At 34.4% G+C, this 16,153-nt stretch carries 18 protein-coding genes; 3 read left to right on the forward strand and 15 right to left on the reverse strand.

Translation table 11 applies throughout. The features are described from left to right. The 3 genes from ACKVOD_RS13225 to ACKVOD_RS13235 all read left to right on the forward strand — a co-directional run. A partial coding sequence (locus tag ACKVOD_RS13225) for a circularly permuted type 2 ATP-grasp protein (protein WP_409209937.1) occupies positions 1-987 on the forward strand: 987 nt, incomplete at its 5' end. Between the two features lie 56 nt (positions 988-1,043). Then, positions 1,044-2,009: an alpha-E domain-containing protein gene (locus ACKVOD_RS13230; protein WP_409209938.1), complete on the forward strand. Its 966-nt coding sequence runs from the start codon at positions 1,044-1,046 to the stop codon at positions 2,007-2,009. Positions 2,010-2,014: 5 nt separating this feature from the next. Then, positions 2,015-2,962, forward strand: coding sequence for a transglutaminase domain-containing protein (locus ACKVOD_RS13235; protein ID WP_409209939.1), 948 nt, complete (start codon positions 2,015-2,017; stop codon positions 2,960-2,962). 69 nt (positions 2,963-3,031) lie between these two features. Here the strand turns inward: ACKVOD_RS13235 and ACKVOD_RS13240 are convergent, their stop codons facing one another. The 15 genes from ACKVOD_RS13240 to ACKVOD_RS13310 all read right to left on the reverse strand — a co-directional run bounded on the left by ACKVOD_RS13240 (position 3,032) and on the right by ACKVOD_RS13310 (position 16,152). Continuing rightward, entirely contained in the window at positions 3,032-4,342 is a 1,311-nt protein-coding gene (locus ACKVOD_RS13240) for a murein hydrolase activator EnvC family protein (RefSeq protein WP_409209940.1), read from the reverse strand. Positions 4,343-4,365: 23 nt separating this feature from the next. After that, positions 4,366-5,154, reverse strand: coding sequence for a DUF4292 domain-containing protein (locus tag ACKVOD_RS13245; protein WP_409209941.1), 789 nt, complete (start codon positions 5,152-5,154; stop codon positions 4,366-4,368). Between the two features lie 5 nt (positions 5,155-5,159). After that, the gene (locus tag ACKVOD_RS13250) at positions 5,160-6,503 is read right to left on the reverse strand and encodes a tetratricopeptide repeat protein (RefSeq protein ID WP_409209942.1); all 1,344 of its coding nucleotides are present in this window, start codon (positions 6,501-6,503) and stop codon (positions 5,160-5,162) included. 106 nt (positions 6,504-6,609) lie between these two features. Then, on the reverse strand, positions 6,610-7,620 hold the full coding sequence (locus ACKVOD_RS13255; protein ID WP_409209943.1) for a sugar phosphate nucleotidyltransferase: 1,011 nt from the start codon (positions 7,618-7,620) through the stop codon (positions 6,610-6,612). Between the two features lie 168 nt (positions 7,621-7,788). After that, positions 7,789-8,223: a dUTP diphosphatase gene (dut, locus tag ACKVOD_RS13260; protein WP_409209944.1), complete on the reverse strand. Its 435-nt coding sequence runs from the start codon at positions 8,221-8,223 to the stop codon at positions 7,789-7,791. 101 nt (positions 8,224-8,324) lie between these two features. Continuing rightward, positions 8,325-9,791: a lipopolysaccharide biosynthesis protein gene (locus ACKVOD_RS13265; RefSeq protein ID WP_409209945.1), complete on the reverse strand. Its 1,467-nt coding sequence runs from the start codon at positions 9,789-9,791 to the stop codon at positions 8,325-8,327. Positions 9,792-9,940: 149 nt separating this feature from the next. Next, the gene (gene atpG, locus ACKVOD_RS13270; protein ID WP_409209946.1) at positions 9,941-10,801 is read right to left on the reverse strand and encodes an ATP synthase F1 subunit gamma; all 861 of its coding nucleotides are present in this window, start codon (positions 10,799-10,801) and stop codon (positions 9,941-9,943) included. Positions 10,802-10,871: 70 nt separating this feature from the next. Beyond that, positions 10,872-12,449: a F0F1 ATP synthase subunit alpha gene (gene atpA / locus ACKVOD_RS13275; RefSeq protein ID WP_409209947.1), complete on the reverse strand. Its 1,578-nt coding sequence runs from the start codon at positions 12,447-12,449 to the stop codon at positions 10,872-10,874. Between the two features lie 16 nt (positions 12,450-12,465). Beyond that, positions 12,466-13,002, reverse strand: a complete 537-nt coding sequence (gene atpH, locus ACKVOD_RS13280) for an ATP synthase F1 subunit delta (protein WP_409209948.1) — start codon at positions 13,000-13,002, stop codon at positions 12,466-12,468. A 1-nt stretch (position 13,003) separates the two neighbouring features. Then, on the reverse strand, positions 13,004-13,504 hold the full coding sequence (locus tag ACKVOD_RS13285; RefSeq protein ID WP_409209949.1) for a F0F1 ATP synthase subunit B: 501 nt from the start codon (positions 13,502-13,504) through the stop codon (positions 13,004-13,006). 83 nt (positions 13,505-13,587) lie between these two features. Then, positions 13,588-13,779, reverse strand: a complete 192-nt coding sequence (gene atpE / locus ACKVOD_RS13290; RefSeq protein WP_073367797.1) for an ATP synthase F0 subunit C — start codon at positions 13,777-13,779, stop codon at positions 13,588-13,590. Positions 13,780-13,883: 104 nt separating this feature from the next. Then, positions 13,884-15,023, reverse strand: coding sequence for a F0F1 ATP synthase subunit A (gene atpB, locus ACKVOD_RS13295; RefSeq protein WP_409209950.1), 1,140 nt, complete (start codon positions 15,021-15,023; stop codon positions 13,884-13,886). Positions 15,024-15,140: 117 nt separating this feature from the next. Then, on the reverse strand, positions 15,141-15,539 hold the full coding sequence (locus ACKVOD_RS13300) for a hypothetical protein (protein WP_409209951.1): 399 nt from the start codon (positions 15,537-15,539) through the stop codon (positions 15,141-15,143). A gap of 6 nt (positions 15,540-15,545) precedes the next feature. After that, positions 15,546-15,779 carry an AtpZ/AtpI family protein gene (locus ACKVOD_RS13305; protein ID WP_409209952.1) on the reverse strand — a complete coding sequence of 78 codons (234 nt, stop codon included), beginning with the start codon at positions 15,777-15,779 and terminating at the stop codon, positions 15,546-15,548. Next, positions 15,742-16,152, reverse strand: coding sequence for a polymer-forming cytoskeletal protein (locus ACKVOD_RS13310; RefSeq protein WP_409209953.1), 411 nt, complete (start codon positions 16,150-16,152; stop codon positions 15,742-15,744). Before ACKVOD_RS13310 ends, ACKVOD_RS13305 begins: the two co-directional genes overlap by 38 nt. Position 16,153 lies beyond the last annotated feature (1 nt).

Genomic DNA, 16,153 nt, shown 5'->3' on the forward strand with positions numbered 1-16,153 from the left:
ATCGATTTGATTCGAGGTGCAAAAGGAGAGTTTTATGTTTTAGAAGACAATCTAAGATGCCCTAGTGGCGTAAGCTATATGCTTGAAAACAGAGAAATTACTAAAAGAATTTTCCCCGAAATGTTTACTTCTAATGAGGTGAGTATGGTGGCAAATTACCCCATGATTCTTCATAATATCCTAATATCGTTATCGCCAAGAAGCATCTCAAATCCAAATGTAGTATTACTTACTCCAGGGATTTATAATTCTGCTTATTACGAACATACGTTCTTGGCGAGACAAATGGGAATTCCATTAGTAGAAGGAAGAGATTTGATTGTCAATAACTGTAAAGTCTATATGAAAACTACTTCAGGACTTCATCAGGTAGATGTAATTTATAGAAGATTAGACGACGAATATTTAGACCCATTGGTTTTTAAACCAGATAGTACTCTGGGAGTTCCAGGGTTAATCAGCGCTTATAAAATGGGAAATGTAGCCTTGGTAAATGCTGTTGGAAATGGTGTTGCCGATGATAAAGCTGTCTATGCTTATGTTCCTGATATGATAAAATATTATCTTAACGAAGAACCGATTCTAAAAAATGTCCCGACCTATCAAATGGAAAATCAAGAGGAGCGAGAGCTTGTTTTTGCCGATATGGGTAATATGGTTATCAAAGAAACTAATCAAAGCGGAGGATATGGAATGGTGATGGGCAACAAAGCCAGTCAAGAAGAGTTAGAAAAAGCAAAAATAGCCATTCTAGAAAATCCAAGAAATTATATCGCTCAGCCGATTATTCAATTGAGTACCGTGCCTTGTTTGATTGATGGGGAACTTAAACTTCGTCATGTCGATTTAAGACCTTATGCATTATGTGGTCCAAATGGGGTAGAAATAGTTCCTGGAGGGTTGACCAGAGTTGCGCTAACAGAAGGTTCATTGGTAGTGAATTCATCGCAAGGTGGCGGTAGCAAAGACACATGGATAGTTAAATAAAATTGGATTAACAAGAGGATGAGATTGCTTTGCCACGTGCCTCCCAACTCCTCGCAATGACAAATAGAATGAAAGTAAATATGCTTAGCCGAGTAGCAGACGGAATGTTCTGGCTTAACCGATATATGGAAAGAACAGACGGAATGTTATTAGGTCTTAACACTTTTTATATCTTGTCTTTTGACAAAGAACTTGATGATCAACAAGGATACAAACCCTTATTAGAATATTACACCAGTTTGCCTATTAAACAAATAAGGGAAGCTCAGTATGATACTAATTTTGTTCTAAAATACATGATTTGTGACAGCCTAAATCATAATTCAGTAAAAAATCTAATCATTAAAGCTAGAGAAAACGCAAGGGGATCACAAGATAAAATTACTAAGGAGTTATGGGAACATATCAACTCTTTATATCATTTTATGAATGATCCTAACTTACCTAGAATGCTTGAAACATCAGCGGCATCAGTAATTTTGTCAAAATTAAATAAGGATTTCCTGCTTTATAATGGGATTTTTCAGGTTACCATGCCTCGAGGATTAGGCTGGTCGTTTTCAAGAATTGGAAAACACATCGAAAGATGCCTTCAAACCATCACGTTGACACAAGCTTATTATGCACCAATTCATTACAATCTTGATGGAAAAGAAGATTTATTGTATTGGAGAAGACTATTACTGTCTCTTTCTGGCTATGAATTATATCTAAAAAGTTATAGTAACATTCCGCATAACCGTAAAGTGGTGCAGCAAGTAATTTTTAATCCTGATTTTGGACATTCTGTAATCAATACGTTAAGTCTGATTGAAATCTATTTAGACAACCTTTTCAAAGACAATAATTTGAGCGAAGCCAGAACCTTGCACAATCAGTTTGGAAGGCTCAAAAGCTCGATTGAATTTACAGATTATCATAACTTGACCAACCAACAATTAGAAAATGTTCTAAATGATACTAAAAAACAATTGATTCAATTTTCGACCGATTTTTCAAAATTATTTTTCTCTTATACCTAAATATAATGGCAGTTTTCAAGATAGTACACATCACAAAATACGAATACAGTTGGCCAATTAAGGAAAGTATCAACGAAATACGATTGTTTCCACATCATTTTGATAACCAAGATGTATTGCAATTTCAGCTCCTTGTAAGTAACAGTCCAAATGTTGAAATTTCAAGAGATTATTATGGCAATAGGGTTGGAAATTTCAATACACTCGATAGTCACAAAGAAATGATACTTGAATCAAGAATGTTAGTTCGGATAAATCATTCACTTAAAATCCCTGAAATTGACACGACTACAATAGCTGATTTGTCAAAAGAAATGGAAAAAAGTATCCTGCTACAAAGACTTTGTTATCCTGAGGCTATAGAAAAACAAAATCAAATAGAGGAAATCTTAAAAAATATTATTGAACCTGAAAAATCAATAATCGCCATCGCTCAAGAATGTAATCAATACATATACAAAAATTTTATTTACACTAAAGGTATTACAACCATTAACACCACTTTAGACGAAATATTAGAAATTAAAAAAGGGGTTTGCCAAGACTTTGCAAATCTCTTGTTGCAATTATTACGAACTGCAGGAATACCTTCACGCTATGTAAGCGGTTATATTTGCCCTAATGAAAATGACTATAGAGGAGAGGGTGCCACCCATGCATGGGTAGAAATTTTCACACCAAATCAAGGATGGTTAGGCTTAGACCCCACCAATAATATTTGGACTATGGCTAATCATGTGAAACTCTCGGTAGGACGAAACTTTAATGATTGTACGCTAGTAAAAGGCACTTTCAAAGGGGTTTCTAGACAAACTCTTTCTGTTAGTGTTTCTATTGGCTATGAAGACGGAACCCAGTTTGAAGAAGTTAATAATGTAAAACTTGAGGAAGCTAGCGTTGAAGAAAAAGTGCAACTAGATTATATTGATCAAATCTATCAGCAGCAACAGTAAAGAAAGCTATATCTAAAAAAGCCTTGTGTAAATTTACACAAGGCTTTTTCTTTTGTATTATTTTTTGCTTTACATCGACAACCAGCTGGATGGGTTATTGTAAGTTGTGTTTTGTAAAATTAAAAACTTGATGACTGTTTTACCTGTTTCACCATTAGTTCTTACCCTACCTATCGCTTGTTTTCTGCTTACTTTATCGCCTTTACCAACACTTACCGAACTCAAATTTTGATAAACCGTAAAATAATCTCCATGCTGAATCATGACTGCTTTGTTAACCGGTGATAGCACAATTACGCTTGTCACTACACCATCAAAAACTGCTCTGGCACTTGCTCCTTGTTCAGTGGTGATTTCAACCCCACTATTGTGTATTGTTAAGGTTTTATACACCGGATGTTGTTGATCGCCATAACCTAAAGAAATAAACCCTTTTTCTACAGGAAAAGGCAATCTACCGCGATTGGCCTTAAAATTGTCAGCAATTATTTTTGACTCTGGAGTTAATTCAATTTTTGATGACGAAACCGCAGAAGTAGAAACAAGGGATTTTGCACGAGTTTTTAATTCCTCTTTAGTCTCCACTTTGGATTCGGCTTTAGATTGCGCTTTTGCTTTTTCCATCGCGCGTTCCATTGCTGCTTTTCTGTTGGCCTCGGCAATGGCTTCACGAATTAATCGGTCAATTTGTCTATCAATTGCTTTGGCCTCTTGTTGCTTTTTCTTGATTTCAGCAGCAATTTTATTCTTATCTTTTTTGATAGAATTGACTACTTTCTGTTGTTCTTGTTTTTCTTTAAGCAATGACAATCGCTCTTTTTCTTTCTCGGCAATTAGTTTTTGTTTTTCTTGTTTTTGTTTATCTAATTTTCCGTTGTAATCTATTAGTTCAACCGATTTGGATTGGATTTCTTCTCCCTGCAATTTTCTGTAATTCGTATATTGCTTCATGTATTGCACTCTTTTATACGCCTGTTGAAAATTCTCAGACGACAAAATAAACATAGCTCTACTTTGCTCAGAACGGCTTTTGTAAGATTTCAAAATCATTTTTGAATAATCTTCTTTAAGAGCTACTAATTCTTTCTTTAATTTATTGATTTGTACCTGATTAATATACATATCGTTATTCAACAACTTGGTTTGCTTTTCGGTTGTTTGAATTAGTTTTTCTTTAAGTTTTATTTTGTTGTTTTGTATGATGATTACATTAACCGCTGATTTTTCTTTTTTCTTTACGGATTGCAACAAGGATTCATTTTCTCGAATCTCTCTTTGAATTTGAGCTTTTCGTTCTTCTAGTTTTTCTTGTTGCGAGGTTTGACTCCATGTAACGGAAGTCAAGCATATAAAAATTAGGCTTAGGATGAATTTTGGCATATTAAAAATAAGTTTCTGCAAATTTACTTAATTATAATTCTTTTGTAATCATTTGGAACACTATAAGGAAAAGAAAGTTCTTCGTTAAATGTTACCGTATTATATTCTAAATTTATTTCTGTTTTTCCTTTAGTTTGAAATGAATTAATCAAAACAGTAAAAGGCAATGTTGCTTCAGTAAACACATTATGGTTTGAATAAACAATCTCAATTTTTCTTGATTCGGCTATTTGTGTTATTTCTTGTTTTTTTAGTAAGTAGGTCTTATCGTCAAAAAAGAAAGATTTCTTGTTTTTAGTGTCTAAAAAATCGTCCAATTGAATGGTTTGCTCAACAGTAGATTCCTTATATTTTCCTAATTTTAAATCATCAATGGCACGACCTAAAAGCATATTTTGAACCTTATCATAATTCAAGTCCGTTCCCAACCATTGGCTTAAAAAGCTAAAATCTCCTTCAAAATAACTATCATTTATTTTTTCATAATAACGCACGGACTTTGGGGTAATTAATACTTTGGCCATTGTAATTCCTAAAAAACGGATACTTACTAATATCTGCTCGTCTTTCTTAATTTTTATTTCGGCGGTAACATTTTGTGTTTGTTTGCCATTGTCAAATCGAACATTTGACTTTATGTATAATGTAGAAAACGCAACTTTATTGTTATAATAGTTTTTAATAGTGTTGCTTGAAATCGGAATGGTTTCATTTTTAGGCGGTATAACGGCTACTGATTTTGTTTTGCATGACACAAATAGTAGTGTGCTAGATAAGCAAACAAGTAGAATTTTTTTTGAAAGTAATATCATTAATATTATTTTTTTTGTAATTGATTTGCTTTAGAAAAATAAAATTCTTTTTTCTTAACATCACCTAATCCGCTATAAGCCTCACCTAATTGAATGATAAAATTGATTTCTAATGGGATATCATTTACGAGATAATCTAACCCCATTTCGAGCATTCCCTTAGCTTTTTTAAATTGTAACAATTGATTATTAGCGAATCCTGAATAATAGTAAAATTGAGGTTGGGTGGGAAATGTTTCCACCATTTCTGCTGCTTTTTTCGACAATAAATCGAATTGTTTCAACTCAACATATACTTGCATCAGAAGCAAATTTGTATCAACATTTGCTGTTGTATTGTTTTTCAAACTTTTTTCATAATAAAAAGCCGCTTTGTCCCATTGCTTTTTATTGTGGTAAAATTTTCCAATTTCTAGGGTTACATTTACATCTGGATCGTTATCAAAATAGGCAATCGCTTTTTCTAAATCTGTTGAATATTGCGGATTTTTAGTAGTATAAACCAAAAACTCATTTAATATTCGATGTCTAATTTTAGCATCAATTTTAGTATTTGCCAAAACAATATTCATTGCATTTATTGCTTTTTGCGTTTCATTTTTGTCCAAATAAATTTTAAATAATCCTATTTGAGCCCATTCAGAACTAGGGATTTCATTTGCAAGTTTTTGAGTAATTTCTAACGCTTTTTTGGCGTCATTGTTCTTGGTATAAAGTTCAATTAAAGCAACATAATTAGATTCTTCTTTTGGATTTTTTTGAATTTGACTAATTAGATTTTCGATCTCTGTGTTTTGAAATTTCCCTTGAGACAAAATCTGGGCTTTGAAAAAATCTCTAGAGTCTGATTTTCCAACTTTATCATTTAACTCATTTATAAGAATTAATGCCTTGTCAAATTGTTGGGTTTTCATTAACAAGGATACTAAGTTATCCTTAAATTTTTCATCTAATTCAATCAGTTTTTCTAAAGTAATTATGGCTTGATTAAAATTGTTTGTTTGATAATTTACATCGTACATTCCTACCCAAAGCCATTTGTTTTTAGGGTCTATTTGTGTTGCTTTTTCGAATGAATCATAGGCATGTTCATAGTCTTTTAAGGCAAAATAATTCTTTCCCAATTCAGAATAAACCGTGGCATTGTTGGGTTTCAATTTTAAACACTGCTCCAATGCCGTAATGGCTTTGTCATAATTTTCGATTCCTTTTTGCTTCAGAGATTCATAAAAATAATTTTCGAATTTATCGGTTTCAGGCACAATTGATTCCGGTTCGGTTTGTGCCAATAACGCAGCCGAATTGCAAAGCAAAACCAAGAATAAAAAGAATGACGCCGTTTTTTTCATTGTTGATGTTTATCATTCTACATCTAAATCCTGCAAGGTTTCCAAATCCTTGTAGGTTTCATTTAATACCTACAAGGTCAAAAAAAACCTTGCAGGATAATATATGTTATTCCAAAACCGAATAATCTCCTATGCTAATACTTGTAAAGTTTCCATCAAAATTAGCGTGATTACCAATCATGGCATTATCAAGATTTGCATTTTTTATGTGTGAATGGGTCTGTACCAAACTATTTTTTATAGAGCTGTCACTAATATGACATCCTCTCCCCAACGATACATTAGGCCCTACACTTGCATTAATTAATATAACATCCTCAGCGATATAACAGGGTGGAATAATAGTTGAATTTTGTTGTTTTAGGTTATTTGCCACTAATTGTTCCCCATCGTTATGCAAAAAACCTAACATTCTAGAATTGGTTTCAACGGTAACTTCTTTGTTGCCACAATCCATCCATTCTGTCACTTCGCCAGGTACAAATTTCATGCCTTTTGCCATCATTTGTTTGATTCCATCATTAATTTGGTATTCGCCACCGTGGATAATGTTGTTATCTAAAACAATTTGCAACTCATTTTTCAAAACGGCAACATCTTTAAAATAGTATATGCCAATAACGGCAAGGTCTGAAACATATTCTTTCGGTTTTTCAACTAATTCAATTATTTCATTGTCTTGGTTTAAATTCACAACTCCAAAAGCTTCTGGTTGATCCACCTTTTTAACCCAAATCACGCTATCGGCAGTTTGGTCTAAGTCAAAATTGGCACGAATCAAGGTATCAGCATAAGCAATAACGGCAGGTCCGCTCAGCGACTCTTTGGCACACATAATGGCGTGACCCGTTCCGAGGGCTTCGTTTTGGTAGTAAATGGTTCCTTTAGCGCCTAATTTTTTTGCTATTGCTAGTAACTCTTCTTCTACTTTTTTGCCAAAGCTTTCGTGAATGATAAAGGCAATTTCTTCAATATCCTGATTCAAAACTCCTGCAATATCCTCCACCAAACGATGTACTATTGGTTTTCCAGCAATAGGAATTAACGGTTTTGGGATGGTTAATGTGTGTGGTCTTAATCTGGATCCTCGTCCAGCCATTGGTACTATTATTTTCATGTTAATTGTTTTTTAACCGCAAAGTCACGAAGGTTTTCGCAAAGTTCACAAAGGTTTAATTCTATTTGGCCACAGATTAAACGGATTGAACTGATTTCCGCGGATTTTTTATTGTTTACTGAGACTGAACACTTATTCTGATAGCAATCGGAACTGAACACTGACCACTTATTTCACTCCCGTGCTTCCAAAACCACCTTCGCCTCTTGATGTTTCGGATAATTCCTGAACTTCAATCCACTCGGCTCTTTCGTGTTGGGCAATAATAAGTTGGGCAATGCGTTCGCCGTTTTCGATAACAAAAACTTCATTGGATAAATTGACCAAAATCACGCCAATTTCTCCACGATAATCCGCATCAACTGTTCCAGGCGAATTGAGTACGGTAATTCCTTTTTTGGCCGCCAAGCCGCTTCTTGGACGCACTTGGGCTTCATAACCTATGGGTAATTCGATAAAAAGTCCCGTTTTTACGATGGTTCTTTCTAAAGGATTTAACATTATGGATTCGGTTAGATTGGCTCTTAAATCCATTCCTGCCGAGGCTATGGTCTCGTAGTTGGGCAACTCGTGTTGCGATTTATTGATAATCTTGATGGTCATATTCTGGGTTTTGGTAGTTTTAGATTCTGGGTTTTTAGCCCTGATGGTAGCGGCATCCCACGCTTTTTAGCGTGGATACAGCGGACAGCAGGAAGTAGCTCCTAATTATTCTTGCGGTTCAACATTCTTTTTAATGTTTCTTTTTCGTTGTGATATATAAAATACATAAATGAGATTAATAATGGGATTCCAACAAAGTAATTTTCGCGAAAACCGTAGAAAGAAATTGCTGAAAAGAAGATTGATAATCCTAAATAACCGCCTATTTTATTTATATCATACGGAATGGGGTAATATTTCTTTCCGAGTATGTATGATATAAACATCATGCTGCCATAAGCTGTAATAGTGGCAATTGCCGAACCATAATAACTATATTTTGGAATTAAAAGAAAGTTTAAAACCAAAGTTAAAACAGCCCCTAAGATAGAGATATAGGCGCCAATGTGAGTTTTGTCGGTTAGTTTGTACCAAACTGATAGATTGTTATAAATGCCCAAACAAAAATTTGCCAAAATGATTAATGGTACTACTTTCATAGCTTCCCAATAGGATTTGTTATCTAGCAGTAAAAACTTTAAGATGTCTGCAAAAACAATAACCCCAAGAAGTATTAAAGAGCCCATTATGACGAAATATTTCGTGATGACGGCATAGGTTTGAGATGCATTTTCGTTGCCGGAATGACTGAAAAAGAAAGGTTCGATGCCCAAACGGAAAGCTGTGGCGAACAAAACCATAAATAAGCCGAGTTTATAACAAGCGGAATAAGCACCAACTTCTGATTTAGCGATGTTTTCTGGAAGTAAGTAGCCCAATAATATTTTATCAAAATGTTCGTTGACAGCAAAAGCGATTCCCGCTACGAGAATAGGCAAACCATATTGCATCATTTTTTTCCAAAGTACTTTATCGAATTTTCGACTTAGGCTAAGATAATTAGGCGATAAAACGACTAAGGTTAGTAAACTTGCTAATAAATTAGCCACAAAAATATATCCTATATCGAAGTTTTCTATGTATAAATTTTCTATAAATGTGTGCGGATTATCTAGCGCTAATTTTGGCAAATACAACAGAAAGAAAATGTTGAGAATCAGGTTGACCATCACATTTCCTATCTTGATTGCAGCATACATTATTGGGCGTTGATTCGCACGCAGTTTCGAAAACGGCACAATTACCAAAGCATCCAACGCTAAAATCCAAATAGAATATGTAACATATTGTACATCAACATTTGCCCATGAAGCGAGTGAGTTCCTAAAAATTAAAGCGCCAAAAAGAAAGAAAATAGATGACCAAAATATAGAAATTGTAGAAGTTGCAATTACATTTTCTTTATCTTTTTCAGAATTATAAAATCGAAAAAAGGCGGTTTCCATTCCGTAAGATAAAATCACGTTGAAAAACACCATCCACGACAGTACGATGGAAACCTCTCCATATTCGGCGGTTGGTAATATACCGGTATATAAACGAACCAATAAAAAACTCAACATACGAGGCAAAACCGTTGCGAGTCCGTATATGGCAGTTTGTTTAAAAAGATTTTTATATAATCCCAAGGGTATTTTTTTAATTTAATAAAACAAAAATAGCTAATTCTTTTGTTTTCGGCTCATAATTGTACCCCTAATCGTTCTTTTTTGTTTCCTTTTTGAAGGCAAAAAAAAGTCCCGCGATTGCGGGACTCTTGAATTATATTCGAAAAAATTTATCCTTTTAAAGCTTCCGCTCCACCAACAATCTCCAAGATTTCGTTGGTAATTGCAGCTTGACGTGCTTTGTTGTATGTCAATTTCAATTGATCTCTTAATTCGGTTGCATTGTCTGTTGCTTTGTGCATGGCAGTCATACGCGCTCCGTGCTCAGATGCGAATGAATCCCTGATGCCTTTGTACAATTGTGTTTTTAATGATTTTGGAATCAAAGTCAATACAATTTCTTCTTTGGATGGTTCAAAAATATAATCTCCTGTCGAAGCTGGCTTATCTGATTTTAATGCTGCTAAAGGCAAAAATTGTTCTACTTGAACGATTTGAGTCGCTGCATTTTTAAATTGGTTGTACACCAATTCAATTTTGTCATACTCTCCAGTGACGAATTTCTGAGTCAATGTTTCGGCGATTTTAGTAACATTATCAAAAGTCAAGGCATCAAAAACTTGACTTTGATTTTCAACAACTTTTAGCGTTTTGGTCAAAATGTCGTTTCCTTTTTTACCAATGGCAAAAACATCTACTTGTATTCCTGCGTAAAATTCAGCACGGTTTTTAACTTCTTTGATTACATTGGTATTAAAAGCGCCACACAAACCTCTGTTTGAAGTGATGGCTACCACTAATACTTTTTTAATATCGCGTTGTTTTGTGAATTCTCCTCCAACATCACCATCAAGGGTAGCCGAAAGATTTTGTAATAATTCCGTTAATTTTTCGGCATAAGGGCGCATTGCCGTGATGGCATCTTGTGCCTTCTTTAGCTTTGCTGCAGAAACCATTTTCATCGCAGAAGTAATCTGCATCGTTGATGAAACGGAAGTAATTCTATTACGGATTTCCTTTAAATTTGCCATTTTATTTATAGTGAAGAGTGAGTCGTGAAAAGTGAATAGTCTAAACCACTCACTCTTCACTATTCACTAATTAGTTATATTTCGCTGAAACTTCTTTTGCTACTGATTCAAGTACATCTGTAATCTCGTCAGTTAATTTTCCTGCTTTCAATGCGTCAAGAATATCTCTGTGTTTGTTGTTCAAGAATTCCAAGAAATCTTTCTCGAATTCTTTTACTTTATTAACAGGGACTTTTCTCAACAAGTTTTTAGAACCCGCATAGATAATAGCCGTTTGATTTTCAACAGTATAAGGATCGTTTAGATTTTGTTTCAAAATCTCAACATTTCTTTTTCCTTTTTCAATTACGTTTAAAGTAACGGCATCCAAATCAGAACCAAATTTAGCAAACGCTTCTAATTCACGGTATTGTGCTTGGTCTAGTTTTAAAGTTCCTGCTACTTTTTTCATTGATTTAATTTGTGCGTTACCTCCAACACGTGATACCGAAATACCTACGTTAATCGCTGGACGAACACCTGAATTAAACAAATCACCATCCAAGAAAATCTGACCATCAGTGATCGAAATTACGTTTGTTGGGATGTATGCAGAAACGTCACCGGCTTGAGTTTCGATAATTGGCAAAGCAGTCAATGAACCTCCACCTTTAACGATACCTTTCAAAGTATCAGGCAAGTCATTCATGTTTTTAGCAATATCATCATCGGCAATTACTTTACAAGCTCTTTCCAATAAACGAGAGTGTAAGTAGAAAACGTCTCCAGGATATGCTTCACGTCCCGGTGGTCTTCTCAACAAAAGAGAAACCTCACGATACGCAACAGCTTGTTTAGATAAATCATCATAAACAATCAAAGCTGGACGACCTGAATCTCTAAAATATTCACCAATTGCAGCACCTGCCATCGGAGCGTATACTTGCATTGGAGCTGGATCAGAAGCATTAGCAGCCACAATTACTGTGTAAGCCATTGCACCTTTTTCTTCCAACATTTTTGCGATTCCTGCTACCGTTGACGCTTTTTGTCCAATGGCAACATAGATACAGAATACAGGTTTTCCTGCATCGTAAAATTCTTTTTGATTTAAAATGGTATCCAAACAAACGGTAGATTTACCAGTTTGACGGTCACCAATAACAAGCTCACGTTGTCCACGACCTACCGGAATCATTGCATCTACTGCTTTAATACCTGTTTGTAATGGCTCGGTAACTGGCTGACGGAAGATAACTCCAGGCGCTTTTCTTTCTAAAGGCATTTCGAATAATTCACCCGTAATTGGTCCTTTTCCATCAATTGGAAAACCAAGAGTATTTACTACACGACCTACAATGCCTTCACCTGTTTTTAGGGAAGCAATACGTTGTGTTCTTTTTACAGTTGAGCCTTCTTTGATTCCTGTTGATGGCCCTAAAAGTACCACACCCACATTGTCTTCTTCTAGATTCAAGACAATTGCCTCAAGACCATTGTCAAATTCTACAAGCTCTCCGTATTGAACATTAGAAAGTCCGTAAACACGGGCAATTCCATCTCCAACTTGAAGTACAGAACCTACTTCTTCTAATGTAGCACCAGATTCAAAACCTTCTACTTGCTTTCTTAATATTGCTGAAATCTCAGCAGGTTTAATTTCCGCCATAATTATATATCAATAACTAGTTACTTAATTCTCTTTTTAATACTTGTAATCTGTCGGCAATAGAAGCGTTGTATTGCTTGTCGCCTATTCTTAAAATAAATCCTCCAATGATGGATGGATCTACCGTGTTTTCAATAGTAATTTTTTTGCTTGATGAAAAGCTTGCTATTTTTGCAGAAACTTTCGCCTCTAAAGCCCCATCCATAGGAATGGCAGTAGTAACTTTGGCTACTTCAACACCATTCATAACATCAAACAATTTATTGTATTCAACTGCAATGCCATCCAAGATTTCAAATCTTTTGTTTTCCAATAATAAACGGAAAAGACTTTGTGTTACGGGATTAACCGAAACAAAAACTTCTGAAATAACATCTTTTTTATCTTCCGTTTTTACAAGCGGATTTTGGATAAAAGAACTCAATTCAGAATTCGATTTTATGGTCGATGCAATCAATGTCATGTCATCACTCACTTCAGAAGCGACTTTTTTGGAGTCTGCTATTTCTAAAATGGCTTTGGCATAACGAATCGCTGCTCTTGTACTTGACATATTAGTTTAATTTAGCGTCACCTAACATTTTTTCCACTAATTTTACTTGAGCTTCTTTGTTAGACAATTCGTCTTTTAATAATTTTTCGGCAATTTCAATAGACAAGGTAGAAACGTGTAGTTTCAATTCTGCTAAAGCGGCATTTTTTTCGCTTTCGATGGCGGCTTTAGCTTGTTCGATCATTTTTAGACCTTGAGCTTGCGCTTCATTTTTAGCATCAGCAACCATTTTGTCTTTCATTTCACGAGCATCTTTCAATAAAGAATCGCGCTCTAATCTTGCTTCTTGCAAAATACGTTGATTGTCCGATTGAAGATTTTGCATTTCTTTTCTAGCATTATCGGCAGAAAGCAAAGCATTTTTTATGCCTTCTTCTCTTTCGTTAACGGCATCCAAAATAGGTTTCCAAGCAAATTTTTTCAATAGGAAAATCAATCCAACAAAAATTATTGTTTGCCAGATAAATAATCCAAACGAAAAATCATTTATTAACTTTTCCATAGTATATTTTTAATTGTATTCTTTTAATTTAATTTTAGAAACAAAAGCTGCAACCAACCGTTACAGCTTTCTGTTCTTCAGCATTATACAGCAAACAAAGCTGCAAATCCAATACCTTCAATAAGCGCAGCTGCAATAAGCATGGCTGTTTGAATTTTTCCAGTAGCTTCTGGTTGACGAGCGATTGCATCCATTGCAGAACCACCGATTCTACCAATACCAATACCTGCTCCAATAACTACTAATCCTGCTCCAACGATTTTAGGAATTTCCATAAAAATATGTATTAAAAATTAAACATTCTCTTTTGGCTCTAGGCTTTAGGCGATAGGCATTATGCTTTGCAGCTTATTGCCTATAGCTTATTGCTTCAAGCAATTTAATGCGCCTCTTCATGATGATGTTCTTCTACTGCTGAACCAAAGTACAAAGCAGAAAGCATCGTAAAGATATACGCTTGCAACAACGCAACTAATATTTCGATGATTGAAATAGCGAATGACAACATAAATGACAAGCTACTTCCTAACCAACTTTTGAATATAAATATTAATCCAATTAAACTCATCAATACAATATGTCCCGCAAAAATATTTGCGTACAAACGTATCATCAATGCGAATGGTTTGATAAATACTCCTAACAATTCTATAGGCGCAAGAATAACTTTCATTGGAGTTGGCACACCTGGCATCCAGAAAATGTGTCCCCAATAATTCTTGTTTGCCGTAAGATTTGTAATTAAAAATGTGATTACCGCTAATCCAAAAGTGATTGCGATGTTTCCTGTAACGTTAATTCCTAGTGGAGTCAAACCAAAGATATTCAAGAACCAAACAAAGAAAAAGATGGTCAACAAATAACTCATATATCTTTTATAATGCTTTTCGCCAATGTTTGGAATTGCGATTTCGTCACGAATGTACAAAACAATTGGTTCGAAAAGTCTTCCAAAACCTGCAGAAATTCCGTTGTTTTTGGCGTAAGATTTTGCTAAACTTGTGAACAATAAAAACATTAACAAAGCTACAATCATTATGGTCAAAACTCCTTTAGTGATAGAAAGGTCGATTGGTTTTGCGTTTGTTGGATGTCCGTGCTCTTCGGTTAAAGTTCCGGCAGCATCAGCTTTGTATATTTTTTCGTGGTGTAATTTGTAGTAATTCCCGTTTGATTCGGCAACAGCTTCTCCGTGGTGAAATTTTGAAGATGAAAAAATGTGAACTCCATTATCCCAAAGAATAATTGGTAATGGAAATCCGTAATGTTCTCCTGTTGCTGCGTCTTCAAAAAGTGAAAATTCGTGACCATCCAAAACGTGGTGATCAATTACTTCTTTTATTTGCTTTTTAATTTCCGAAGTTTCTTCTTCTGCTACAGGAGTAACTTCTTGTTCAACGGCTGTTGTTTCAGTGTGTCCTGGTATATTTTCCGATGTTGCATTGGCTAGACCAAATATTGGAAGACAAGCTATTAAAATTACTATTATATATTGAAGTGGTTTGTTTGAAATAACCATAACTGTTAATTATCTTAATTTTTAATTTCTGAAATTGGGTGCAAAGGTACATTTTATATTAATATGCCAAAAGCAATAAATAAAAAAAAACCAAGGAATTGTCTTTTTAATACCAACTTATTGCTTATTGTTTAGAATCTTGACAGTTACAATGGTTTCAATTGTTAAAAACACAGCAAAAATGAGAAAGAAATGTAGTTTTTCGAATCTAATGTTTGGATTTTGAGATTGAAGAATAGGGTGTAAAAGAACGTATGACACCCCCATTTTAATGAGTGTTAACCATAAATATGCAAAACCAACATTGTCAATATTATTATTTCTTATCTGAATCAGTATAAAAACGATGATTGTTGAGCAGATAGAAAAAAAGCTGTAAAGAGTTTCTAAAGAATAATACAAGCCTTGATACTTTGGGTTTGTTTCGTTATAATAAAAAAACATTTTGTTTCCAATATATACTACAATCGAAAGCATTAAAACTTCAATAATAGGTTGGTATTTTTTTAAAATCATTTTAGATTATGATGATTTGTTGATGTCTTTTAATTGTCTGTTAATATTGTAAAAGGCAATAGCAACTCCAACTAAAGTTAAAATTTTGACATATATATTATGAGAATTTGGGAATTTTGTATCTAACCAATTTCCAAAATAGGCAAACAGAAATATAATTGCCCCCATTTGAATGGGAATATTAATTAAAGCGAGCCATTTATTATTGGTTTGCTTCTTCGGATTTTTGTTGTCCGTCATTTGCAATATTGTTTTTTGAAATTGTTTTCATGGTACATGATGCACTAAATTCAGCGCCTGGTTCTACCGATAATTTTCCGCAAATTACTTCTCCGTGAATAACGGCTTTGTGCTTAACGTTTAAGACCTCAATAACTGTAATCTTGCCATGATATCTGCCTTCTATGTCAGCATTTCTGCATATTATATCGCCATAAACACTTCCTTGAGGACCAATAACTATTTTGCCTTTTGATTGAAAGTTTCCTGTCAATTCACCATCAAGCCTAAAATCAGCTTGAGAAATGATATCTCCTTTAATGATTGTTCCCTCTACAATCCTGTTTGTTTTTCCTAAAAGATCAGTGTATGATTTTGGTTTTTTGTCAAACATG

It is taken from the genome of Flavobacterium sp. (genome assembly GCF_046155325.1).
Classification (GTDB): Bacteria; Bacteroidota; Bacteroidia; order Flavobacteriales; family Flavobacteriaceae; genus Flavobacterium.